Origin of the sequence: Cytobacillus gottheilii, from assembly GCF_900166665.1 — a bacterium.
Classification (GTDB): domain Bacteria; phylum Bacillota; class Bacilli; order Bacillales; family Cytobacillaceae; genus Cytobacillus; species Cytobacillus gottheilii_A.
This window is the reverse complement of record NZ_LT800494.1, coordinates 3,221,259-3,245,554: the sequence shown is the minus strand read 5'-3', so window position 1 is coordinate 3,245,554 and position 24,296 is coordinate 3,221,259. Positions and strand designations below refer to the sequence as shown.

Here is a 24,296-nt window from a genome sequence, read left to right as displayed (position 1 = left end):
GGATTGGCCGATATTAAAGACATATTCTTCAATGTCTTCGCGTGCTTCTGGGAAGTTCTCCATTTCTGGATCAAAGATCAGGTACATTAATGCACCGCCGGCACCTCCGCCCATCATGGCTGCAGAAGGATCAGAAGAAGCTTCATCTTGAATGGATAACTGGACAATATCAATATCTTCTCGTTTTAACATTTCTTCTTCAACAACGGTTACGTTGTCCAATGTATCTTCTGCAGTTTCACCGGTTTCAGGTGTATACGTTAGATACATTACTTTTTCTTCTTCACTGCCTAAAAAGCTAAACCCAATAAGTGGTGTTAACGCCAAGCTTCCAACAAGAAGAATAACAGCGATCACGGATGTAATGATTTTGTGATTCAATGTTTTTTCGAGAACACCTCTATACCACATTGCAAGCTTGCCAACTTCTTTATGGCTGCTTTCTGTTTTCGGACTGTAAAGCTTCTTTTTAAATAAGAAGTGAGAAAGAGCCGGAACGATCGTGATCGCAACAATTAAGGATGCACCTAATGCAAATGTCATTGTTAATGCGAAAGGCATGAACAATTCTCCAACCATGCCGCCAACAAAAATTAACGGAGCAAATACAGCTACAGTTACTAGAGTTGAAGATAAAATTGGCTTAAACATTTCAATTGTTGCTTCTCTAATTAATGCGCGGCCTGTAAGCTTTTCTTCTTTCAGATGCATGCGGCGATAAATATTTTCCACAACAACGATGGAGTCATCAATAACCCGTCCGATTGCGACGGTAATAGCCCCAAGCGTCATAATATTTAATGTGATATCCAGCCAGTGCAGCAATAGGAAAGCCATGAAAATAGAGACTGGAATGGAAACGATCGAAATAATCGTTGATTTAATATCACGTAAGAATAGAAGGATAATTAATACAGCGATTAGTCCTCCAAATAAGGCTTTCTCAATCATTGTATGAACGGAGTCTTCGATAGGAGCTCCTTGGTCTAACGAGATATCAATGATTAATCCATCTATTGCTTTTTCTTGTTCTTTCGCAAAATCTTTAACTGCATTGACAACATCAACAGTGTTATCCTGCTGTCCTTTTACAATCTGAATAGCAATGGCATTTTCACCATTCGTTCGAGAAACAGATTGTTCGCGTCCAACTGTTTCAATTGAGGCAATATCGCCCAATGTTACGAATGGAACTTGATTTTCTTCTGAAGGAGTTACTGGAATAAGAAGCTCTCTTAACTCCTCAACCGATGTAACTTTGCCGTCTACAGCGACTGCCTGTTCACCATCTTCAAATTCATAAAGGCCAAGAGACATAGCCATATCGCTTGCTTGAATCATTTGCTTAACATCATCTTCTGTTAAACCAAGCTCAGCCATTCTTTCTTCATTGAAGGTAAAGATAGCTTCTTCAATATGCTGTCCAGAAATTGTTGCAGAAGCAACGCCATCAATCTTTTCAAGCTCTGGTAAAATTGTGTCCTCTACAGTAGATGTTAATTCTACAATATCTTCTGAGCTGCTGCTGATCGATAAAGCAACTACAGGCATCATATTCATCCCAATAGATGTTACAGTAGGTTCCTGAACATCTTCAGGCAGTGTTACTGTATCTAAGGCTGACTCAAGTTCTCTTTTCTTTTCATCCATATCAATGCCATACTCATATTCAACCTGAATACTTGCTACATTTGAACTGGAGTTCGAGAAAACAGCTTTTACGTCCTCAAGTCCTTCGATCGCACTTTCAATAGGAATTGAAACGTCTTCCATTACTTTTTCAGGAGTTGCTCCCGGATAGATCCCCATGACCATTAAATATGGAATGTTAATGTTCGGAATCGTTTCTGTTTTCATTTGTGTACCTGAATAAATACCTGATGCTGTAATAATGATCGTTAATAACCATACAGCGAGTTTATTTTTCAGGACAAAATTTACTAAACCTTTCACAATTACACCTGCCCCTTTATTGACTTTGTTCAATTAATTACATATAATAATGACTAATCGGTCATTTGTCAATTGATTTCATTTAGGAGAGTATTAAGATATGGTAAAGAAACAGTTAATAATGGAAAAGGCACTTGAATTATTTGCGGAACAGGGATTTGATGCTACTTCTGTACAACAGATTACTGAAAAGAGCGGTATATCTAAAGGTGCGTTTTATTTATCCTTTAAATCAAAGGATGAGCTAATCTTTGCTTTAATTGATCATTTTATGAGTGAAATCGTTTCCAACATTGACTATCTGGTCAGTGGTGGGGGATATCATCAGGATGAGCTGTTATATCAGTTTTACCTGACCATATTAAGAAACTTTGAAGAACACTCCAATCTTGCGACTGTTTTTATGAAGGAACAAACACATACGTTAAATATGGAACTGATTATGAAGCTTCATTTTTATGATAAACAAATCAATCGTGCCATCCTGAAAATGATTGATCAAATTTATGGTGATTCAATTGCGGCCACAAAGTTTGATTTGCTTTATTGTGTAAAGGGATTTATGAAAATGTACTCGGAGCTTTTTATCTTTTCAAAGCTTCCGCTTGATTTGAAGTTGCTGGCCAGCTCACTTGTTGAAAAAACAAATTTGCTTGCAAAGCATTCTACGGTCCCTTTTGTTACAAAAGAGCTTGTTAATTTGCTCGATCTGCCGGCAGAAGGTCCTCCGACACAAGAAACCTTAGTCAAACATATAAATGATCTCATTGCTGAGGTACAAGAAGGATTTGTAAAAGATGCACTGCATGAGTTAAAAGAACAAATAAATAAACAAACATTAGATATCCTGCTGATTAACGGATTAGTAGAAATCGTGCGCCAAGATGCTCAGTGCATGTGGGTTGCATTTCTCCTTCGCCGCTATTTTAATTTAAGCTGAGATTAACGATTAAAAAATTAGTGCTGATTCAGTGATAAGGTTCATTTCACGGAACCGAGACATGATTTCAAACGAATAAATGAAGCTGGGACAAAACAAAATTAATCTTTCTAAAACACGAATATTAATATTTTGATTTAGATATTTAAACAAGTCCGTTCCACCTGCGCTGCGGCCCCTCGCTTTCCGTGGGGAGGAAGCTGAGCCTCCTCGAAGCAAAGCTTCTGCGGGGTCTCACCTTTTCCTCTATTGCCCACAGGAGTCGAGGGTCCTCCGCTCCATTTCACTCATGTTCATAAAATATATTTTATAATCATAAATAAAAAACCGAATGATTAGAAAGATAACTTCCTAACCATTCGGTTCTATGAGTGTGTTAAATACTTATGTCCCAGCCTCATTTTTTGATCTGACTAGGAAAAAATGATAACTAATGTTCCGGCAATAAAGCAATAAAAAGCAAAGATCTTCAGATTGCCCCGAGCCATAATTCCCATAAACCATTTTAAAGAAAAATACGAAGCAACTAATGAAGCAATAAATGCGACTGCATACGGAATGGCCAGTGTTGATATATTCGGATCATTTAGCATATCGCTAAAACCTAATATAGCGCTGCCTACACTTACTGGAATGTACATTAAGAAGGAGAACCTTAAGGCTGTTTCCTGCTTCATGCCCAATCCCATTGCGGCCACAATCGTTGCACCTGATCGGCTGATCCCAGGAATTAATGCAACTGTTTGTGCAAGACCTACGATAATTGCATCCTTTAATGATATGGACGCATCATTTTTTCTTCCTCTTAAGTTTCGGATGATCCATAGAGCAGCACCTGTAACTAACAAGGTGACTCCAACCGTTAAAATATTCCCTGTTAAATAATCTCCAAATAGAACACCAATTACACCAGCAGGAATTGTAGCGACAATTAGATAAATGATAAAACGGAAGTCCGCTTCTGCACTTTGATCCTTTGTTCTTAAATAGATTAGACCGTTCTTGACAAGCCTATATATATCTTCTCTGTAAATGAGAAGGACAGCTAATAAAGAGGCGGTATTGACGAGAATAGCAAAGCTCATTCCTTCAATATTTAAGTCAAAAAAATAAGCAGCAATTTCTACATGTCCGCTTGAAGAAACGGGAATAGGCTCTGTAAAGCCTTGAAGTAATCCAAGGAACAAGTATTTAAGCAAAGTAATAAAATCAGTCACATAGTTATCCTCCAATATTAAGATGACACCATTTCATTAAACAATAAAAACATCATATAAGTAAAGCAATTGCTTGTAGTTCATTGGAAAAAATTATTCTTTATTGAAAGAAATTTAATGGCAATACTAATATAGACTTAATTGAACAAGGAGGTTGCTCTTTTGGGACAAAATCGACAATTCAAAGCAGGGCAGGCAGCGCCTAACAATGGAATATATATAGAAGTTGGTGAAACAGGAAGCAATGTCAATAACCCGCAAATGATTAAGATGAAGGCTGGCGACCACTTTCCTGAAAACTCAAATCATAACCGTGTTTGGACATACAAACGAAAACCTTAAAAGGAAGCACAAGCCATTCAATGGAAATTGAATGGCTTTACATATGTAAAAAATGGGATATAATAAAATAAAGGTCAATAATGGTCAAAGGGGATGTATCATGGACTTAAATCGGATGACACAGCATGTACGCGAAGGATTATTAAGTGCACAAAACTTAGCTGTTCGTAAAGAGAATCAGGAAGTTGATGATCTGCATCTTCTGCATTCACTTATGGAAAATACAGAAGGATTAACTTCATCAATTCTAAGAGCAGCATCCATTCAAGCTGATCAGCTCAGACAAGCTATCGACAAAAAGCTTCAAACAAAACCGCAAGTTTCAGGCAGCGGAATGAAGCAAGGAACTTTATATATAACAAATACACTGCAAAAAGTGTTCGCTGAAGCTGAAAACCAGATGAAGACTTGGCAGGACGAATATGTATCTGCAGAGCATTTTTTATTAGCCTTATTAAAAATAAAACAATCAGAAGCAGGAAGATTGCTGAGAGCGTTTATACAAGAAGAAGGAAAGCTGGAGGAAATTATTAAACAAATAAGGGGGAACCAGAGAGTGACATCGGAAAATCCAGAAGCCACATACGATGTGTTGAATAAATATGGGAGAGACCTTGTCGAGGAGGTTAAAGCAGGGAAGGTTGACCCTGTCATTGGCCGTGATCAGGAAATACGAAATGTTATTCGAATATTATCACGTAAAACAAAAAACAATCCGGTATTAATCGGTGAGCCTGGTGTCGGTAAAACAGCTGTTGTTGAAGGCCTTGCGCAGCGTATTGTCAGAAAAGACGTACCAGAAGGTTTAAAGGATAAAACGATTTTTTCACTTGATATGAGTTCTTTAATTGCTGGCGCAAAATTTAGAGGAGAGTTTGAAGAACGACTAAAAGCGGTATTAAATGAAGTGAAAAAGAGCGAAGGGAAAATTTTGCTTTTTATTGATGAGCTTCATACTATTGTCGGTGCAGGAAAAACTGAGGGAGCTATGGATGCCGGAAACATGTTAAAGCCCATGCTTGCAAGGGGTGAACTGCATTGTATTGGTGCAACTACTTTGGATGAACATCGCAAATATATTGAAAAGGATCCTGCACTTGAACGGAGGTTTCAGCAAGTTTTAGTACAAGAGCCTAATGTGGAGGATACCATTTCTATTTTGAGGGGCTTAAAAGAACGGTTTGAAGTCCATCATGGGGTTCATATTCATGATCGCTCTTTAATTGCTGCTGCAACTCTATCTGACCGATACATTACAGATCGGTTTTTACCAGATAAGGCAATTGATTTAGTTGATGAAGCCTGTGCCATGATCCGTACTGAAATGGATTCCATGCCAACTGAACTAGATGAGGTAACAAGAAGAGTCATGCAGCTTGAAATTGAGGAAGCTGCACTGCAAAAAGAAAAAGATGCAGCAAGCAAAGAACGGCTTACTGCCTTACAAGAAGAACTAATAGCCTTAAAAGATAAAGCCAGAAACATGCAGACCAAATGGCTTGCTGAAAAAGAAGGAATACAAAGTATACAGGAGAAAAGAGAACAATTAGAAAAACATCGCCGTGACTTGGAAGATGCTGAAAATAAGTACGATTTAAATCGTGCTGCGGAATTAAGGCACGGAAAAATTCCAATGCTAGAAAAAGAATTAAAGAGGATGGAGCAAGAAGTAAATGAAGGACATACGGACAGGCTTGTTCGTGAAGAGGTGACAGAAGAAGAAATTGCCGGCATTGTAGCCAGATGGACTGGCATCCCGGTTGCAAAGCTTGTTGAAGGTGAACGCGAAAAGCTGCTGCGGCTAGAAAGTATATTACAAGAAAGGGTCATTGGTCAGAATGAGGCAGTGCAGCTTGTTTCAGATGCAGTGATAAGAGCAAGAGCCGGCATAAAGGATCCTCATCGTCCAATCGGTTCATTTTTATTTCTTGGTCCTACAGGTGTTGGAAAAACGGAGTTAGCTAAAGCACTGGCACAAGTATTATTTGACAGTGAAGATCAAATCGTTCGCTTAGATATGTCCGAATATATGGAAAAACATTCAGTTTCAAGATTAGTTGGTGCACCTCCAGGGTATGTTGGCTATGAAGAAGGAGGACAGCTTACAGAAGCGGTAAGGCGTAAACCGTATTCTGTCATCTTATTAGATGAGATTGAAAAAGCGCATCCTGAAGTATTTAATATTCTGCTTCAAGTATTAGATGATGGACGCATTACAGATTCCCAAGGAAGAATGGTTGATTTTAAAAATACAGTCATTATTATGACTTCCAATATAGGCTCCAATTACTTACTGGAACGCGATGAAGTGCGAGAGAATGACTATATTATGGAAGAAACTCGAAATAAAGTGCTTCTGCAACTTAAAAATCATTTTAAGCCAGAGTTTATTAACCGAATAGATGAGATTATTCTTTTTAAACCTTTATCGATTGCTGATTTACACGGCATTGTAAAAAATATGCTGAATGAACTGCAAGAACGATTGAATGATCAGCAAGTGAATTTACGTATAACAGATGATGCAGTTGAATATATTGCTGAAAATGGCTATGACCCCATTTATGGTGCAAGGCCCTTGAGACGTTATATTCAAAAAAATGTGGAAACAGCATTAGCTAAAGAAATCATTTCAGGTGCCATTAAGGAACATAGTGAAGTAGTTATTGCTTTAGAGGATGGTTTATTGTCTGTTGAAGTAAATGAACATGCTGAGTAAAGAAAAATATCGTCAGCCTATTTGTAAGGCTGACGATATTTTCAACAATTAATGAATCGCTTTTTTGTCCGCAGGCTCATCTGGAAGGATGACTGGAATGACATAAATTAATAGGGTTGCTGCAACTGCAAGGATCGCACTCGTTTGAAAATCATAAGGAGCGCCAAGCATTGAACCAGCAACATACGATAACATATGAACAAGAAGGAATGTCCAAAATAAAGTCCACACATATTTCATCAATAGTTCACCTCTTACATTATTGAATCCCTTTACATCTTACCACAACACCCTAAAATAATAAACTTGAATTATGAACAGAAAAGCGGAATGCGCTTGCCCAGGGGCGACAAGCTTAAGGCGAGATGGCAAGAAGGTTGTTTTTTAACCTTCTGGACAGATTGACTTAAGACCTCGAGCCCCTAGCGCCTGTAGCTGGACAAAGAAAAGCGGAAGCGCCTTGCTCAGCTCNCACAGCATGTACGCGAAGGATTATTAAGTGCACAAAACTTAGCTGTTCGTAAAGAGAATCAGGAAGTTGATGATCTGCATCTTCTGCATTCACTTATGGAAAATACAGAAGGATTAACTTCATCAATTCTAAGAGCAGCATCCATTCAAGCTGATCAGCTCAGACAAGCTATCGACAAAAAGCTTCAAACAAAACCGCAAGTTTCAGGCAGCGGAATGAAGCAAGGAACTTTATATATAACAAATACACTGCAAAAAGTGTTCGCTGAAGCTGAAAACCAGATGAAGACTTGGCAGGACGAATATGTATCTGCAGAGCATTTTTTATTAGCCTTATTAAAAATAAAACAATCAGAAGCAGGAAGATTGCTGAGAGCGTTTATACAAGAAGAAGGAAAGCTGGAGGAAATTATTAAACAAATAAGGGGGAACCAGAGAGTGACATCGGAAAATCCAGAAGCCACATACGATGTGTTGAATAAATATGGGAGAGACCTTGTCGAGGAGGTTAAAGCAGGGAAGGTTGACCCTGTCATTGGCCGTGATCAGGAAATACGAAATGTTATTCGAATATTATCACGTAAAACAAAAAACAATCCGGTATTAATCGGTGAGCCTGGTGTCGGTAAAACAGCTGTTGTTGAAGGCCTTGCGCAGCGTATTGTCAGAAAAGACGTACCAGAAGGTTTAAAGGATAAAACGATTTTTTCACTTGATATGAGTTCTTTAATTGCTGGCGCAAAATTTAGAGGAGAGTTTGAAGAACGACTAAAAGCGGTATTAAATGAAGTGAAAAAGAGCGAAGGGAAAATTTTGCTTTTTATTGATGAGCTTCATACTATTGTCGGTGCAGGAAAAACTGAGGGAGCTATGGATGCCGGAAACATGTTAAAGCCCATGCTTGCAAGGGGTGAACTGCATTGTATTGGTGCAACTACTTTGGATGAACATCGCAAATATATTGAAAAGGATCCTGCACTTGAACGGAGGTTTCAGCAAGTTTTAGTACAAGAGCCTAATGTGGAGGATACCATTTCTATTTTGAGGGGCTTAAAAGAACGGTTTGAAGTCCATCATGGGGTTCATATTCATGATCGCTCTTTAATTGCTGCTGCAACTCTATCTGACCGATACATTACAGATCGGTTTTTACCAGATAAGGCAATTGATTTAGTTGATGAAGCCTGTGCCATGATCCGTACTGAAATGGATTCCATGCCAACTGAACTAGATGAGGTAACAAGAAGAGTCATGCAGCTTGAAATTGAGGAAGCTGCACTGCAAAAAGAAAAAGATGCAGCAAGCAAAGAACGGCTTACTGCCTTACAAGAAGAACTAATAGCCTTAAAAGATAAAGCCAGAAACATGCAGACCAAATGGCTTGCTGAAAAAGAAGGAATACAAAGTATACAGGAGAAAAGAGAACAATTAGAAAAACATCGCCGTGACTTGGAAGATGCTGAAAATAAGTACGATTTAAATCGTGCTGCGGAATTAAGGCACGGAAAAATTCCAATGCTAGAAAAAGAATTAAAGAGGATGGAGCAAGAAGTAAATGAAGGACATACGGACAGGCTTGTTCGTGAAGAGGTGACAGAAGAAGAAATTGCCGGCATTGTAGCCAGATGGACTGGCATCCCGGTTGCAAAGCTTGTTGAAGGTGAACGCGAAAAGCTGCTGCGGCTAGAAAGTATATTACAAGAAAGGGTCATTGGTCAGAATGAGGCAGTGCAGCTTGTTTCAGATGCAGTGATAAGAGCAAGAGCCGGCATAAAGGATCCTCATCGTCCAATCGGTTCATTTTTATTTCTTGGTCCTACAGGTGTTGGAAAAACGGAGTTAGCTAAAGCACTGGCACAAGTATTATTTGACAGTGAAGATCAAATCGTTCGCTTAGATATGTCCGAATATATGGAAAAACATTCAGTTTCAAGATTAGTTGGTGCACCTCCAGGGTATGTTGGCTATGAAGAAGGAGGACAGCTTACAGAAGCGGTAAGGCGTAAACCGTATTCTGTCATCTTATTAGATGAGATTGAAAAAGCGCATCCTGAAGTATTTAATATTCTGCTTCAAGTATTAGATGATGGACGCATTACAGATTCCCAAGGAAGAATGGTTGATTTTAAAAATACAGTCATTATTATGACTTCCAATATAGGCTCCAATTACTTACTGGAACGCGATGAAGTGCGAGAGAATGACTATATTATGGAAGAAACTCGAAATAAAGTGCTTCTGCAACTTAAAAATCATTTTAAGCCAGAGTTTATTAACCGAATAGATGAGATTATTCTTTTTAAACCTTTATCGATTGCTGATTTACACGGCATTGTAAAAAATATGCTGAATGAACTGCAAGAACGATTGAATGATCAGCAAGTGAATTTACGTATAACAGATGATGCAGTTGAATATATTGCTGAAAATGGCTATGACCCCATTTATGGTGCAAGGCCCTTGAGACGTTATATTCAAAAAAATGTGGAAACAGCATTAGCTAAAGAAATCATTTCAGGTGCCATTAAGGAACATAGTGAAGTAGTTATTGCTTTAGAGGATGGTTTATTGTCTGTTGAAGTAAATGAACATGCTGAGTAAAGAAAAATATCGTCAGCCTATTTGTAAGGCTGACGATATTTTCAACAATTAATGAATCGCTTTTTTGTCCGCAGGCTCATCTGGAAGGATGACTGGAATGACATAAATTAATAGGGTTGCTGCAACTGCAAGGATCGCACTCGTTTGAAAATCATAAGGAGCGCCAAGCATTGAACCAGCAACATACGATAACATATGAACAAGAAGGAATGTCCAAAATAAAGTCCACACATATTTCATCAATAGTTCACCTCTTACATTATTGAATCCCTTTACATCTTACCACAACACCCTAAAATAATAAACTTGAATTATGAACAGAAAAGCGGAATGCGCTTGCCCAGGGGCGACAAGCTTAAGGCGAGATGGCAAGAAGGTTGTTTTTTAACCTTCTGGACAGATTGACTTAAGACCTCGAGCCCCTAGCGCCTGTAGCTGGACAAAGAAAAGCGGAAGCGCCTTGCTCAGCTCCGACAAGCTTAAGACAAGACGGCTAGAAGGTTGCCCTATAACCTTCTGGACGGATTGGCTTAAGACCTCGAGGAGCTAGGCGCTGCAGCTAGACAAGAAAAGCGGAAGGCGCTTGCCAGGGGCGACAAGCTTAAATAAGGCGAGCCTGGTAAAGTCTTGAAGCATGTATTCTTCAAAAATGGGTGATGTCCCATTCCAATTCAATTATCCAAACATACATTAAATATGAACGAAAAATAAAAGGAGTTTTTGGAAATGAAACACCGAAACTTTAAAATGGATACTGAATGGAGTATGATTCACTACCCTGATAAGCCAAGCGGTTTCGGTATATTAATTATCGGGGATGAACGGCATTTTGTTGACGAAAAAAATAGTTTTTGGACACAAAACGAGGGAAAAGCAGCATTAATTAACAAGCTAGTGGAAGCGGGATATACCGTCTTTTATTCAAATTTATTCGGCAGAAATTGGGGAAGCAATGAAGCTGTACAAATGGCTAAGACCTTGTATGGCTATGTGACTCGAACTGAAATTCTGAATGAGAAAATTCATATCATTGCAGAAGGGATGGGCGCCTTGGCGGCATTAAAGCTGATGAACGAAATGGGAGATAGCATCCGGTCAGCGGTCTTTATCAATCCTATCTTATCAGTGAAAAACCATCTAATCCAAGAGAAAGAGCATAAATTTTTCTATAAGAAATTATTGAAAGAACTTGCTGCCTCATACAAAACAGAGAGTAGCAAGGTAATAGACATGGTCAATACTTATGATGATCAATATCTAATCGAGAACTTACAATCACCTGTTAAAATCATTCATATATTATCTGGCGGCAAAGCTTACAAACAATCAAACATGCTTAAGCAGCTGTCTGTCAAATGGAAGGATGCAGAGGCGCCAGTGTCTATTTATTATATTGTTCCCGAGAAAATGCAGAGAATGGCCACACAAATGATCAGCTTTTTTAAAAAATATGAGAAAGTGCTGTGATTTTGAGCATAGGCTACAGTAAGGATTATACTTGGGAGGATTTATATGAATGATTCAGTAATCATATATGGCGGTTTCGAATTTATGGGATTTCATCTTAGTAAAAGGCTGCTTGAAGAAGGATTTAATGTAACAATTGTACCATCAGATATAAGCGATGAAGACATGCTGGAAAATAAACGACTCGAATTAGGAAGAAATGCTAACTTTTTGGAATGGGAAAAATTAATAATTCCAGCTAAAGAAGATGAAGTCAACCTAATCATCTTGGATTGTTATAGCTTGCATTTACGGAATGACACTAAAAAAGTCAATGAGATGTATGATCAATGGTTAAAACATGCAAGCTATGCAGCTGGGAAAGAGACAGAAATGATTGTATTGCTACCTGCTCAATCTGCGTTGGATCAGGAGTATGAAAGGAATGAAAAGAAAAAAAGCTTTCAAGTAATGGAAAATAAGCTTACTATTATATTTTTGCCGACCATCTATGGAGAGTGGCAACCTGAGGAATTTGCCTTTCAACAGGCATGTTTAGAAAAACTGGAAAAGAAGAAGGACATTCGTATTAGTGACCGTGAATGGCAGGAGGATGCTATTTATGTACAATGCGCAGTTGACGCGATAATGGAGATCTTCCATAAACGTACTTCTGGAGAATGGCTGATTCGAAATAAGATTTCCGATCTATGGCAGCACTGTGCTGCCATGCTCTCAATTAGAAAGGAAGACATAAGAAAGATCGATAAGCAAACGGAGTTTCCTAACCATATTAAGATCCAGGCTATAGAAGCTGCTGAAGAAAAGTGTGAAGGACTTAAAAAACAGCAGCATCATTTACAATTCAATCTAATAGAATAGTGAGCAGTTGCAAGAAGCAAACCATTCATGAAGAATGGTGGATTAGGCAATCTTGCAAAAAGATCTTTTCAAATAGCTTCATATCAAGGTAAAATAGGACTAGTGCAGAAAAGTTTCACCTAGATTGAAAGTTTTGCAGGCTTTCCAAATGAGAGGCGGAGAAAGAAGAGATGCATCTTAAATTCAAGAAGTTCGGGTTCCTTCTTTTATGCCTTGTTTTTTTATCTTCATGCGGACAGGCTATGTCGCCAGGAACATTGCAGAAGGCTGGGTTATTAGTGCCTGACACAGTGAACGACCAAGTATGGGGAACTAAAGGCTATAAAGGAATGCTAAAGATTCAATCTCATTATAATATTGAGGTTTATTATAAAGAGGGAATGAACTCTGAAGTCATTGTCAAGCGTGCAGTAGAAGAATTCGATCAAAAAGGAGTCAACCTGATCTTTGGGCATGGAAATGAATATGCCGAATATTTTAATGCTTTTTCCGAAGAATATCCTCATATACAGTTTGTCAGCTTTAATGGTGATGCCCAAAATAAGAACACGACAAGTTTGGGATTTGAAGGTTATGCCATGGGCTTTTTTGGGGGCATGGTTGCTGGACATATGACGGAAACAAATACGGTGGGTGTATTGGCTGCTTATGAATGGCAGCCTGAGATAAAAGGCTTTGTAGAAGGAGCTCAATTTCAAAATGAAGAGGTTAATGTTAAAATAGAACATGTTGGCGGCTGGGACGACACTGAAACGGCAAGTATTATGCTGCAAAAGTTGAACAATGCTGGTGCAGATGTTATTTATCCTGCCGGAGATGGCTATAACGTTCCTATTATTGAAAAGGTAAAAGAAAATGGACAGTACGCGATTGGATATATCTCAGAACAAAGTGACCTTGGAGAATCGACAGTTTTAACAAGTACTATTCAGCATGTTGATGTTTTATATGAACTTGTCGCTGAAAAGTTTAACAACGGAGAACTTCAGTCTGGAAATTTATCTTTTGACTTTCAGGATCAAGTCATTTCGTTAGGCAAGTTTAGTCCTGTAGTTGATCAAGCCTTTAAAGATGAAATAAACAATAGGATTGATGAATACAAAAAAACAGGCAAACTGCCAAACGAGAAACAGCAATAAATTGGAGGATATAAAGATGCAAACAAATGATAAAACAATGGAGTTTATGGCGATCGCCATGAAATATTTACCGGAGGCGAAACAGCAGCTTGAAGAAGCTGGAGTAGAACTTTCAATGGAAATGATTCAGCCATTTATGTCTTTATTTACACAAGTCATGACAGAAGCATACGAGCTTGGTAAGGAAGATGCATTAAAAGAAGAGTAAAACCGGCCATAGGCCGGTTTTTTTATTTAAATGTTCATTATCATTTTTCACTGTTTAAGAACTTTTGCAAAAACGGACTGGCTTTTTTCATAAGTGGTTTCAATTCACCAACAGACGACATCAATGTATCAAAATTATTCATTAATCCATCCAAATCAACATTCTCAAGAATTTGCTCTATTTTTTCTTGTGTAGGATTTTTAGGATCGTTGTTCTCTGTATGTTCAATTTTTCTGCCTAATATCCAGTCTTGCTTTTCAGGCCTCTCCTGCCTGCTCCTCCCAAACATTAACTGTGAAAAACGGTCCTGCTTAAAGTCTTTTTCATTTTCACTCATATGGTTCTCCCCCACTTAACAAAATTGCAATTCACCACAATAAGGCTCAAACAGCTAAAAACAGCACAGACTAAAAATAAATATTAATCATTCCAATGACAGTTGTCTTTTTATAAATAGTATATGCCTTTCGTGCTAATGTGTTTGGACACTCATATTAATTAGTTGCAAAAGTGATCTTGTTTTTGATAAAATTAGTACCAAGTCATAATAATTGATAATAATATTAATAAAAATTGTCTCGTTAGAACCATTATGTTGGGAGTGGAAACTATGAATGCAGGTGTACTAGGTCTCGGCAGAGCATTGCCTGAAAAAATTTTAACAAATAGTGATCTTGAAAAGATGGTAGATACATCCGATGAGTGGATCCGAACACGCACAGGTATTCGTGAAAGAAGGATCGCAGATGACCAGACAGATACGTCTGATTTAGCTTACCAATCGGCAGTAGAAGCATTAAAAAATGCGAATATAACTGCAGAAGAAGTTGACTTGATTCTTGTAGCTACAGTAACACCAGATCAGCCTTTTCCAAGTGTAGCATGCATGCTGCAGGAACGTCTTGGTGCTAAAAAAGCTGCAGCAATGGATCTTAGTGCAGCATGTGCTGGGTTTATGTATGGCATGATCACAGCGCAGCAATTCATTAAGACTAACGCCTATAAATACGTCCTAGTTGTAGGTGTAGAGAAACTTTCAAAAATTACAGATTGGGATGACAGAAATACAGCTGTTTTATTTGGAGATGGAGCAGGTGCAGCAGTAATGGGACCGGTCTCAGAAGGAAGAGGAATTTTATCTTTTGAACTGGGAGCTGACGGTTCTGGTGGAAAGTACCTTTACCAAGATGAGAATATTGTTATGAATGGCCGAGAGGTGTTCAAATTTGCAGTAAGACAAATGGGTGAAAGCTGTATTAATGTCTTAGAAAAAGCAGGACTATCAAAGGAAGATGTTGACTTTTTAATCCCTCATCAGGCTAATATAAGAATTATGGAAGCTGCTCGTCAACGACTTGACCTGCCAGTTGAAAAAATGTCAATGACTGTTGAAAAATACGGAAACACTTCTGCTTCTTCTATTCCTATTGCAATGGTAGAAGAGCTGGAGGCCGGAAAAATTAAAGATGACGATCTGATTGTTATGGTCGGTTTTGGCGGCGGTTTAACATGGGGTGCAATTGCACTTCGCTGGGGAAGATAAATTTTAATCACAATAACATTTAAAGGGGCGGTATTATTTATGAACAAGAGGAGAGTTGTCGTTACGGGAATTGGTGCTGTAACACCACTCGGGAATAACGCACAGACATCTTGGGGTAATGTTAAAGAAGGTAAATCAGGTGTCGGGCCATTAACGAGGTTAAATGCAGATGAATATCCAGCAAAGGTAGCAGCAGAAGTAAAAGATTTTAATGCTGAAGAATTCATAGATCGTAAAGATGCACGTAAAATGGATAGGTTTACACATTATGCCATTGCAGCTTCTTTAATGGCTGTAGAGGATGCTAAGCTTGAAATCAATGATCAGAATGCGGAACGAATTGGGGTATGGATTGGTTCAGGCATTGGAGGAATGGAAACATTTGAAAATCAGTTTGAAACCTTTTTAAATCGCGGATACCGCAGAGTCAGCCCATTTTTTGTTCCAATGATGATACCAGATATGGCAACAGGGCAGGTTTCTATTACATTAGGTGCAAAAGGCTTTAACTCTTGTACCGTAACAGCATGTGCAACAGGTACAAATTCAATCGGAGATGCCTTTAAGGTCATACAGCGCGGAGATGCTGATGCCATGATCACTGGAGGTGCAGAAGCGCCAATTACAAGGATGTCTGTTGCCGGTTTCTGTGCAAATACTGCTTTATCAACGAACCCAGATCCACAGACAGCGAGCAGACCGTTTGATAAAAATCGTGACGGATTTGTTATTGGAGAAGGTGCCGGGATCCTTGTGCTGGAGGAAATGGAGCATGCATTAGCACGCGGTGCGGAAATTTATGCAGAAATTGTTGGGTATGGCGCAACTGGCGATGCCTATCATATAACAGCTCCTGCACCAGGCGGAGAAGGCGGAGCTAGAGCGATGAAAATGGCAATTAATGACGGCGGATTAACTCCAGAAGACATTGATTATATTAATGCACACGGTACGAGCACAGATTATAACGATAAGTTCGAAACACTTGCCATTAAAGAAGTGTTTGGAGACCATGCTTATAAATTGGCTGTAAGTTCTACAAAATCAATGACTGGTCACTTATTAGGTGCAGCTGGCGGTGTGGAAGCTATTTTTACACTAATGGCTATGAAGGAAAGTGTTCTTCCCCCAACCATAAATTATGAAACTCCAGACCCTGAGTGTGATTTAGATTATGTGCCAAACCAGGCAAGAGAAAAAGAAATAAAAGCAGCAATGAGCAATTCCCTAGGCTTTGGCGGCCATAACGCAACAATTGTATTTAAGCAATTTAATCAATAAAATCTTATTTTAAAAGCTGACTCCAGGCATAGGAGTCAGCTTTTTTCCACTTTGAGAAAGTATAAACCAACAATCGCGGAAGTTGTGAGACACCTGTAATTAAGCGGAAAGAATAAGTCCAAAAAGCCTGTCGTTCCCCTTTTAGCTTTGAAATGGGAAATATGTATATCTTAGCGATCGACTGAACCATTACATGATATTTTTCATAAACTATCGAATGATGATTTAAAAGGAGACGATTTTATTGGGGTAATCAAAACCAATGAATGGCTCGAACAGCACTTTGATGAGCCATTAAATATTATCCAAAAGGTAATGCAGCTATTTAAAGAAGAAGAACCTGATAAGTTATATCAATACTTACAGAACTTTGGGATGTATACCCCGAATCGTAAAACATATGAATATTATCAGGACATGAAAAAACAGGATGTATGGAAGAAGGCGGACGAGTTTTTCACCCTATATCAAAGAAAGTGGAAAGGACCGGATGTTCCTGTATATATATTTCCTGTTAAGGCCATGCAGTCTATATTTGTGAGACATCAGCTTGGGAAGTCAGGGGTTTCTTTCAAAGATAAAATATTTCTCTTTTTAGCTCCTGCTCAAGATTTAAAGGAACTCGAGGCATTATTTGTACACGAGTACCATCATGTCTGCCGAATGAATGCCATAAAAAAGAAAATATCCGAGTATACTCTTTTGGATTCCATTGTTTTAGAAGGTTTGGCAGAACATGCTGTGAGGATTTTCTGTGGAGAGGATTACGTTTCTGAATGGAGCACTTATTATACAAAAAAAGAAATTGAAACGTATTGGGTACAGTTCATTGAAAGTCATTTAAGAAAAAAGAAAACCGAAAGACTTCATGATCATATTTTGTTTGGAAAAAGAAACGTGCCAGACATGTTAGGATATGCAGCTGGTTATGTAATGATTTCCAAATATACTGAGACAAATAAATTTACCCTGTCAGATTCTTTGACTAAGCCTGCTGAAGCTTTTTTAACAGTTTGGAATACTGATGCAGAGGGATTTAAAATATGACAAAAAGGAGAATAAAAAAATTCTCCTTTTTTTTATTGAATTGGAAAGCGTTGTCATTATTGGTTTATTCGCAATGTATTTAATAATAAATTTATTTTAAATTAATGAAAAAAGAAGAATTTTAAAAAAACTTCTTGAACTCGTAATGCTTTTGTAATAATATACAGATAATTAATCTGAAAATTTCCGAAATTGATATATTTAAAGAGATAGAAAAAAAGCTATTTTAATATATTGATCGGGTCTATTTTTTAAAGATGGACGGGGGATATTATGACAGCACTATTAGAGCTCAAAAATTTAAAAACACACTTTATGAAAAAGAAAACCAATATTCCAGCCGTTGATGGTGTTGACTTAACAATCCAAAAAGGTGAAACAGTAGCACTTGTTGGAGAATCTGGTTCAGGAAAAAGTATTACCTCGCTTTCCATTATGAGACTTATTCCGAGCCCGCCAGGAAAAATTGTCGATGGTGAAATCCTTTTTAATGGCCAGGACTTAGTTACATTAACTGATGATCAAATGTGCAAAATCAGAGGCAATGATATTTCAATGATTTTTCAGGAGCCGATGACATCGTTAAATCCTGTATTAACAATAGGGGAGCAAATTATTGAGGTGCTGATGTATCATCAGAAGCTTAATAAAAGCCAAGCCAGAACCAAGGCTGTTGAAATGCTGGAACTTGTAGGGTTCTCCAGAGCAAAAGCATTAGTTGACGAATATCCCCACAGACTAAGTGGAGGAATGAGGCAAAGGGTGATGATCGCTATTGCGATGAGCTGTAACCCGAAACTGCTTATTGCTGACGAACCAACAACAGCACTGGATGTTACCATTCAAGCTCAAATTTTAGACTTAATGAAGGACTTAAGTAAAAAATATGATACGTCCATTCTGCTGATCACACATGACCTAGGTGTTGTATCTGAGGTTGCTGATAGAGTAGTCGTTATGTATTGTGGACAGGTAGTAGAAGAAGCGATGGTTGATGATCTATTCGATGAACCGCTTCATCCATACACTATAGGATTAATGGGTTCAATTCCGTCTCTGGATGACGATTTAGACAGGCTTCAATCTATTGAAGGAAATGTACCGCCGCCAGAACATTTTCCGGAAGGCTGCCGATTTGCTCCGCGCTGCCCGCATGCTTTTGATAAGTGCAGAAGTGCACTTCCAGCTTTAATGGATGTTAAAGGATCCTCGCGGAAGGTACGGTGTTTCTTGCACGGAGATAAGGAGGCTACTTCATGAGTACATTAACAGAAAAAAATTCAAAATCTAGCATTATTACAAATTCAGACTATATCTTAGAAGTAAATGACTTAAAAAAGCATTTTCCTGTTAAAGCGGGAATTCTGCAGCGTAATGTAGGCTCAGTAAAAGCCGTAGATGGATTGACTTTCAAAGTGAAAAAAGGTGAAACAATCGGTATTGTGGGTGAGTCTGGATGCGGAAAATCAACAGCAGGTCGAACATTGATCCGATTATACGAGCCGACAGCTGGTGATATCATCTTCAAAGGTAGAAACATCAGCAAAATGAGCGAATCAGAATTGCGAAGAACCGTCCGAAAAGATATTCAAATGGTGTTCCAGGATCCATACGCGTCATTAAATCCAAGAAAGACATTAAAGTCGATCTTAACTGAACCGATGAACACACACAATATGTACAAAGGAAAAGAGCGAGAAGAAAAGCTCAACGAACTGCTTGAACGTGTCGGATTTAACCCATTATTCATTAACCGTTATCCGCATGAGTTTTCTGGCGGCCAAAGACAAAGAATTGGGATTGCCAGAGCATTAACGCTAAATCCAGATTTGATTATTGCAGATGAAGCTGTATCTGCACTTGACGTTTCCATCCAAGCACAAATAATTAACTTAATGAAAGATCTGCAAGAAGAAATGGGACTAACCTATGTATTTATCTCGCATGATTTAAGTGTTGTCCGCCATATCAGTGACCGTGTCGGGGTTATGTACTTAGGAAAGATCATGGAGTTTGCTCCAAAGAAGGACATATACGAAGAACCACTTCACCCATATACACAAGCATTGCTTTCAGCTGTGCCAGTTCCTCGAAAAAAGGGAGCAGCACCGAGGGAAAGGATCATTTTAAAAGGTGATCTGCCAAGTCCGGCTAACCCTCCGACAGGATGTGTATTCCATACACGCTGTCCTGCAGCAACTGCAATGTGTTCTGAGAAAGTGCCAGAATTTAGAGAAGTGAAAAAAGATCATTTTGTTGCATGCCATCTTTATTAAACTGGATCTAAAAGAATGCAACATTTATAATTTTCCCGCTTAGCGGGGAAATAAACATAAAATTTAAAAAATATTTGAAAGGGGGCGTTGCTGCAATAGCATACTCCGTTTCGAAAGATTTGCAATATTCAACAAATAATTATTTAGGGGGAAGATGAATGAAAAAGCAAGCATGGTTACTTAGTTTACTTTTAGTATTCTCAATGTTTCTTGCGGCATGTTCTGGAGGAGGTAATGAAGCAACAGATACTGAGCCAGAAGAAGAGCCGGAAGCACCTGCAGAACCAAGCGGTGAGCCTGTTCAAGGCGGCGATTTAATCATTGGTTCAACTGGTTCACCAACAATGTTTAATGGTTTATATTCAAGTGATGCATCAAGTTCTGATATTGAAGGTATGATCTTTGATGGTCTTATTGGTTCAGACTTGGAATTCAACCCAGTAACTGACGGCGGTCTTGCTGAAAGTGTTGAAGCAGCAGAAGACGGCTTAACTTATACAGTTACAATCACACAAGACGCTACTTTCCATGATGGCGAGCCATTAACAGCAGATGATGTTGTATTCACATATAACATTCCATTGAGCGAAGAGTATGATGGTCCTCGTAAATCTTATTTTGAAGCTGTAGAATCTGTAGAAAAAGTTGATGATTATACAATCAAATTCAACATGAGCAAAGTTGATGCTCAATTCCCAGTTGTAGGTTTAAGCTTTGGGATCCTTCCTGAGCATATTTTAGGCGAAGTTCCAATTCCGGAGCTTGGTGAGCATGAGTTTAACACAAAGAACCCAATCGGATCTGGTCCATTCAAGTTTGAAGAGTGGAGAGATGGCGAATACGTTAAAGTTGTTGCCAATGAAGATTATTGGGATGGACGTCCATATTTAGATTCAGTAACATACAAAATTGTTCCTGATGCAAACGCAATGTTAGCACAGCTTCAAGCTGGTGATGTACATTACTATGCTGGTGTTGCACAGCCTGACGTACCAACAGTTGAAAGCTTTGCAGATGCTGCAGGTCTTCGTTTAGAAAGCGGCCTTGCTCTTTCTTACACATTCTTAGGACTTAACCAGCGTATGGAAATGTTCCAAGATGTATCAGTTCGTCAAGCAATTACGCATGCAATTGACCGTGAAGCAATCGTTGAAAATGTTATGGCTGGATTTGGTGAAGTAGCACACGTACCAGAAAGTCCATTAAGCTGGGCTTACAATCCAGATGTACCGAAATTTGAATATGATGTAGAAAAAGCAAAACAAATGCTTGCAGATGCTGGCTGGACTCCTGGCGATGACGGCATCTTAGAAAAAGACGGAGAAAGATTCTCTTTTGAAGTAAAAACAAACCAAGGTAATAAAGTACGTGAAGATATCGTTGTTATTCTTCAGCAGCAATTAAAAGAAGTAGGCATTGAAATCGTACCTCAAATCGTTGAATTCAGCTCATTAATCGCTGATATCGACCCAGGCGTTTGGAACTTTGAAGGAATCGTATTAGGATGGAGCCTTGGAACTGACCCAGATCCAAGCGGAATCTTCCATACAAAAGAAATCGAAGCAGGATTAAACTTCACTGGCTACTCTAATCCTGACCTAGACGTTCTTATGGACCAATCTTTACAAGAACTTGATAAAGATGCACGTAAAGATCAAATCGGTCAAGTACAGCAAGGTCTTGCAGAAGATCAAGCTTACACATTCTTATACTACCCTGAAGAATTCCGTGCATTACCAGCAAACTTGCAAGGTTATGAATTCCATGCGAAAAACCAACTTTATAACATCAACAAATGGTGGTTAGAGCAAGAGTAATTCGTTTAACTGAAGAAAGGGATTGGAAGTACCTTTCCCTTTCTTCATCTATTTAAGGTAATGATAATTATAAGCCAAATTAATAATTAGCCATTTAAAATAAATGGACAAGCTTTTTAAATACTGAAAACCCTACAGGTTATACGTAATAACTGTATTTAGGATAAATAACATTTTATTAAGAGAAGGAGAATAGGCGATGGTCTCATATATTATTCGGCGAACAATAATGGCTATTCCCTTGCTGTTTGGAATTACCATCCTATCATTTGCAATCATTCAAGCTGCACCAGGAGATCCAACATCTTTATTAATGGACCCTTCCATGAAACCCTCAGATAAAGAGGCTTTCCGAGAAAGATATGGATTAGATGAACCGGTACATGTTCAATATATGAAGTGGCTTGGCAATATGGTGCAAGGAGATTTTGGCGATTCAATTATTAAGCGGGGAACTCCTGTAAGTGAATTGATCATGAACAGACTGCCTAATACTTTGTTGCTCATGTTAACCTCTACGATTCTGGCGATCATTATCGCGATTCCTTTTGGAATTTATTCAGCAATGCGGCCATATTCAAAACTTGACTACACAGTAACCGTAACTTCCTTTTTAGGAGTTGCGACACCAAACTTTTGGCTTGGTTTGATTTTGATCATGTTTTTATCGGTTACCTTGGGCTGGTTTCCGACAGGTGGAGTATCTACTTTAAATGCCGATTTTAGTTTATGGGATCGAATCCATCACTTAATTCTCCCGGCTTTCGTATTAGCTACAGCGGATATGGCAGCATTAACGCGTTATACTCGTTCTTCGATGATTGATGTATTGAAACAGGATTATATCCGTACTGCCATGTCAAAAGGTTTTAAAGAAAGAAAAGTAGTTTTTAAACACGGTGTCAGAAATGGTATGATTCCGATCATCACAATCTTTGGTTTAATGCTTCCTTCATTTATCGGTGGAGCTGCGATTACTGAGAGAGTATTTGCATGGCCAGGAATAGGGCTTTTATTCATTGAATCAGCCTTCCAGAGGGACTATCCAGTTATTATGGCATTAACAGTTATTTCTGCAGTATTTGTTGTAATTGGTAACTTAGTAGCTGACATTTTATACGCGGTCTTCGATCCGCGCATTGAGTATTAAAGGAGGGGTTACAGTGACACAAGTTAATCCGGAAATTTCACAAAAAGAATTAGAACTGAACCCCAATTTAATGGAAAAACCTGATACATTAACAAAAATATTTTTTAGAAAGTTTGTTAAGAATAAATTGGCGGTTACTGGCGGGATCTTTCTTCTAATCATCATTTTGGCTTCAGTGCTGGCACCAGTTATTGCTCCACATCCATTTGATCAGCAAAACTTGCTGGCGAAGCTGCAGCCGCCTAGTGCTGATTATTGGCTTGGTACAGACCGTTATGGCAGAGACATCTTTACGAGACTGTTATATGGCGGAAGAGTTTCGCTTCTAGTAGCATTTGGCTCTGTTTTAGGTGCTATCCTGATCGGAATTGCTGTAGGAGCAGTAGCTGGCTATTTTGGAGGAATCATAGATGCGATTCTGATGAGATTAGTTGATGTTATCATCTCAATCCCAAGTCTTTTCCTGCTAATCACTGTTGTAACAATCTTCTCTTCTAGCTTAGAAAACCTAATCTTGGTTTTTGCCTTAACAAGCTGGACAGGTACAGCAAGGCTTGTGCGCGGAGAGTTTTTATCCTTAAGATCCAGGGAATTTGTACTCGCATCGAAAACGATCGGTACAAAATCTTACAAAATTATCTTTACACATATTTTACCGAATGCAATGGGACCAATTATCGTTGCTGCTACATTATTAGTTGGCAGTGTAATTCTTGCAGAAGCATCACTCAGTTATCTGGGATTAGGCATACAGCCACCAGACCCAAGCTGGGGCAACATGCTGCAAGACGCTCAAAACTATACGGTTATGTTAACAGCACCATGGTATCCATTCTTCCCAGGATTCTTAATTCTGCTAACCGTACTAAGCTTTAACTTTATCGGTGATGGATTAAGAGATGCACTGGATCCAAAAACATTGGAATAGAATAAACGAGAAGAAATGGACATTAGTATTTAACAGACTATAAAAACGAATGATTAGGAAGTGAACCTTTCTAATCATTCGTTTTTTTTATTTGTTTTTATAAAATATATCTTGTAAACCTAAGTGAAATGGAGTGGAGGACACTCAACTTTTTTAAGCAATAGAGGAAAGGGTGAGACCCTCAGAAGTGGTCAAAGCGAGGCGGCTTACCTCTCCTCTGTGCTTCCACGAAAAACAGTGACCGGAACACAGGTAGAAAGGGCTAGTTTAAATACCTAAACCATAACATTGAATATCCGTTTAAGTACCTTATCTTATTTTGTTTGGCCACTTTGT

20 protein-coding genes and 1 pseudogene are annotated in these 24,296 nt (G+C 38.6%); 16 read left to right on the top strand and 5 right to left on the bottom strand.

Translation table 11 applies throughout. The annotated features are described in order from the left end of the window. Nucleotides 1-1,953, bottom strand: a pseudogene (locus tag B7E07_RS15925) (efflux RND transporter permease subunit); the annotation flags it as partial. Between the two features lie 100 nt (nucleotides 1,954-2,053). On the opposite strand from B7E07_RS15925, the gene B7E07_RS15920 reads away from it, so the two are divergent. Next, the gene (locus B7E07_RS15920; RefSeq protein WP_080844557.1) at nucleotides 2,054-2,893 is read left to right on the top strand and encodes a TetR/AcrR family transcriptional regulator; all 840 of its coding nucleotides are present in this window, start codon (nucleotides 2,054-2,056) and stop codon (nucleotides 2,891-2,893) included. 413 nt (nucleotides 2,894-3,306) lie between these two features. Here B7E07_RS15920 and B7E07_RS15915 read toward each other — a convergent pair whose 3' ends face one another. Continuing rightward, a complete protein-coding gene (locus B7E07_RS15915) occupies nucleotides 3,307-4,110 on the bottom strand; it encodes an undecaprenyl-diphosphate phosphatase (RefSeq protein ID WP_257391470.1) in 804 nt (267 codons plus the stop codon). A 162-nt stretch (nucleotides 4,111-4,272) separates the two neighbouring features. Here B7E07_RS15915 and B7E07_RS15910 point away from each other — a divergent pair, with 162 nt between their 5' ends. Beyond that, on the top strand, nucleotides 4,273-4,452 hold the full coding sequence (locus B7E07_RS15910) for a YjzC family protein (RefSeq protein ID WP_080847280.1): 180 nt from the start codon (nucleotides 4,273-4,275) through the stop codon (nucleotides 4,450-4,452). Between the two features lie 100 nt (nucleotides 4,453-4,552). Beyond that, nucleotides 4,553-7,171: an ATP-dependent chaperone ClpB gene (gene clpB, locus B7E07_RS15905; RefSeq protein WP_080847278.1), complete on the top strand. Its 2,619-nt coding sequence runs from the start codon at nucleotides 4,553-4,555 to the stop codon at nucleotides 7,169-7,171. Between the two features lie 48 nt (nucleotides 7,172-7,219). Here clpB (B7E07_RS15905) and B7E07_RS15900 read toward each other — a convergent pair whose 3' ends face one another. Continuing rightward, a complete protein-coding gene (locus B7E07_RS15900) occupies nucleotides 7,220-7,411 on the bottom strand; it encodes a YjzD family protein (protein WP_080847274.1) in 192 nt (63 codons plus the stop codon). 195 nt (nucleotides 7,412-7,606) lie between these two features. Here B7E07_RS15900 and clpB (B7E07_RS15895) point away from each other — a divergent pair, with 195 nt between their 5' ends. Next, the gene (gene clpB, locus B7E07_RS15895; RefSeq protein ID WP_080847276.1) at nucleotides 7,607-10,243 is read left to right on the top strand and encodes an ATP-dependent chaperone ClpB; all 2,637 of its coding nucleotides are present in this window, start codon (nucleotides 7,607-7,609) and stop codon (nucleotides 10,241-10,243) included. A 48-nt stretch (nucleotides 10,244-10,291) separates the two neighbouring features. On the opposite strand, the gene B7E07_RS15890 is transcribed toward clpB (B7E07_RS15895), so the two are convergent. Then, on the bottom strand, nucleotides 10,292-10,483 hold the full coding sequence (locus tag B7E07_RS15890; protein ID WP_080847274.1) for a YjzD family protein: 192 nt from the start codon (nucleotides 10,481-10,483) through the stop codon (nucleotides 10,292-10,294). A gap of 486 nt (nucleotides 10,484-10,969) precedes the next feature. Between B7E07_RS15890 and B7E07_RS15885 the strand changes: the two genes are divergently transcribed. The 4 genes from B7E07_RS15885 (at nucleotide 10,970) to B7E07_RS15870 (ending at nucleotide 13,918) form a co-directional block, all read left to right on the top strand. Further along, the gene (locus tag B7E07_RS15885) at nucleotides 10,970-11,710 is read left to right on the top strand and encodes a lipase family protein (protein WP_080847266.1); all 741 of its coding nucleotides are present in this window, start codon (nucleotides 10,970-10,972) and stop codon (nucleotides 11,708-11,710) included. A gap of 45 nt (nucleotides 11,711-11,755) precedes the next feature. Next, on the top strand, nucleotides 11,756-12,571 hold the full coding sequence (locus B7E07_RS15880; protein WP_080847263.1) for a Rossmann-fold NAD(P)-binding domain-containing protein: 816 nt from the start codon (nucleotides 11,756-11,758) through the stop codon (nucleotides 12,569-12,571). Between the two features lie 170 nt (nucleotides 12,572-12,741). After that, entirely contained in the window at nucleotides 12,742-13,710 is a 969-nt protein-coding gene (locus tag B7E07_RS15875) for a BMP family ABC transporter substrate-binding protein (protein WP_080847259.1), read from the top strand. Nucleotides 13,711-13,726: 16 nt separating this feature from the next. Then, on the top strand, nucleotides 13,727-13,918 hold the full coding sequence (locus B7E07_RS15870; protein ID WP_080847256.1) for a ComZ family protein: 192 nt from the start codon (nucleotides 13,727-13,729) through the stop codon (nucleotides 13,916-13,918). Nucleotides 13,919-13,958: 40 nt separating this feature from the next. On the opposite strand, the gene B7E07_RS15865 is transcribed toward B7E07_RS15870, so the two are convergent. Then, nucleotides 13,959-14,255 (bottom strand): hypothetical protein, encoded by a 297-nt coding sequence (locus B7E07_RS15865; protein ID WP_080847253.1) that lies wholly within the window; start codon nucleotides 14,253-14,255, stop codon nucleotides 13,959-13,961. Nucleotides 14,256-14,528: 273 nt separating this feature from the next. Here B7E07_RS15865 and B7E07_RS15860 point away from each other — a divergent pair, with 273 nt between their 5' ends. The 8 genes from B7E07_RS15860 to opp4C all read left to right on the top strand — a co-directional run bounded on the left by B7E07_RS15860 (nucleotide 14,529) and on the right by opp4C (nucleotide 23,960). Beyond that, the gene (locus tag B7E07_RS15860) at nucleotides 14,529-15,461 is read left to right on the top strand and encodes a beta-ketoacyl-ACP synthase III (protein ID WP_080847250.1); all 933 of its coding nucleotides are present in this window, start codon (nucleotides 14,529-14,531) and stop codon (nucleotides 15,459-15,461) included. 39 nt (nucleotides 15,462-15,500) lie between these two features. Next, complete coding sequence (fabF, locus tag B7E07_RS15855; RefSeq protein ID WP_080847246.1) at nucleotides 15,501-16,742, top strand: beta-ketoacyl-ACP synthase II; 1,242 nt, start codon at nucleotides 15,501-15,503, stop codon at nucleotides 16,740-16,742. A 315-nt stretch (nucleotides 16,743-17,057) separates the two neighbouring features. After that, nucleotides 17,058-17,789, top strand: a complete 732-nt coding sequence (locus tag B7E07_RS15850) for a DUF2268 domain-containing putative Zn-dependent protease (RefSeq protein WP_257391469.1) — start codon at nucleotides 17,058-17,060, stop codon at nucleotides 17,787-17,789. 273 nt (nucleotides 17,790-18,062) lie between these two features. Continuing rightward, nucleotides 18,063-19,049 (top strand): ABC transporter ATP-binding protein, encoded by a 987-nt coding sequence (locus B7E07_RS15845; RefSeq protein WP_080847232.1) that lies wholly within the window; start codon nucleotides 18,063-18,065, stop codon nucleotides 19,047-19,049. Next, nucleotides 19,046-20,065: an ABC transporter ATP-binding protein gene (locus B7E07_RS15840; protein ID WP_080847227.1), complete on the top strand. Its 1,020-nt coding sequence runs from the start codon at nucleotides 19,046-19,048 to the stop codon at nucleotides 20,063-20,065. The genes B7E07_RS15845 and B7E07_RS15840 overlap by 4 nt, the downstream gene beginning before the upstream one ends. 158 nt (nucleotides 20,066-20,223) lie before the next feature. Next, nucleotides 20,224-21,882: a peptide-binding protein gene (locus B7E07_RS15835; protein WP_080847223.1), complete on the top strand. Its 1,659-nt coding sequence runs from the start codon at nucleotides 20,224-20,226 to the stop codon at nucleotides 21,880-21,882. Nucleotides 21,883-22,081: 199 nt separating this feature from the next. After that, on the top strand, nucleotides 22,082-23,032 hold the full coding sequence (locus B7E07_RS15830) for an ABC transporter permease (protein WP_080847220.1): 951 nt from the start codon (nucleotides 22,082-22,084) through the stop codon (nucleotides 23,030-23,032). A 70-nt stretch (nucleotides 23,033-23,102) separates the two neighbouring features. Beyond that, nucleotides 23,103-23,960, top strand: a complete 858-nt coding sequence (opp4C, locus tag B7E07_RS15825; RefSeq protein WP_139785738.1) for an oligopeptide ABC transporter permease — start codon at nucleotides 23,103-23,105, stop codon at nucleotides 23,958-23,960. The last annotated feature ends 336 nt before the right edge of the window (nucleotides 23,961-24,296 follow it).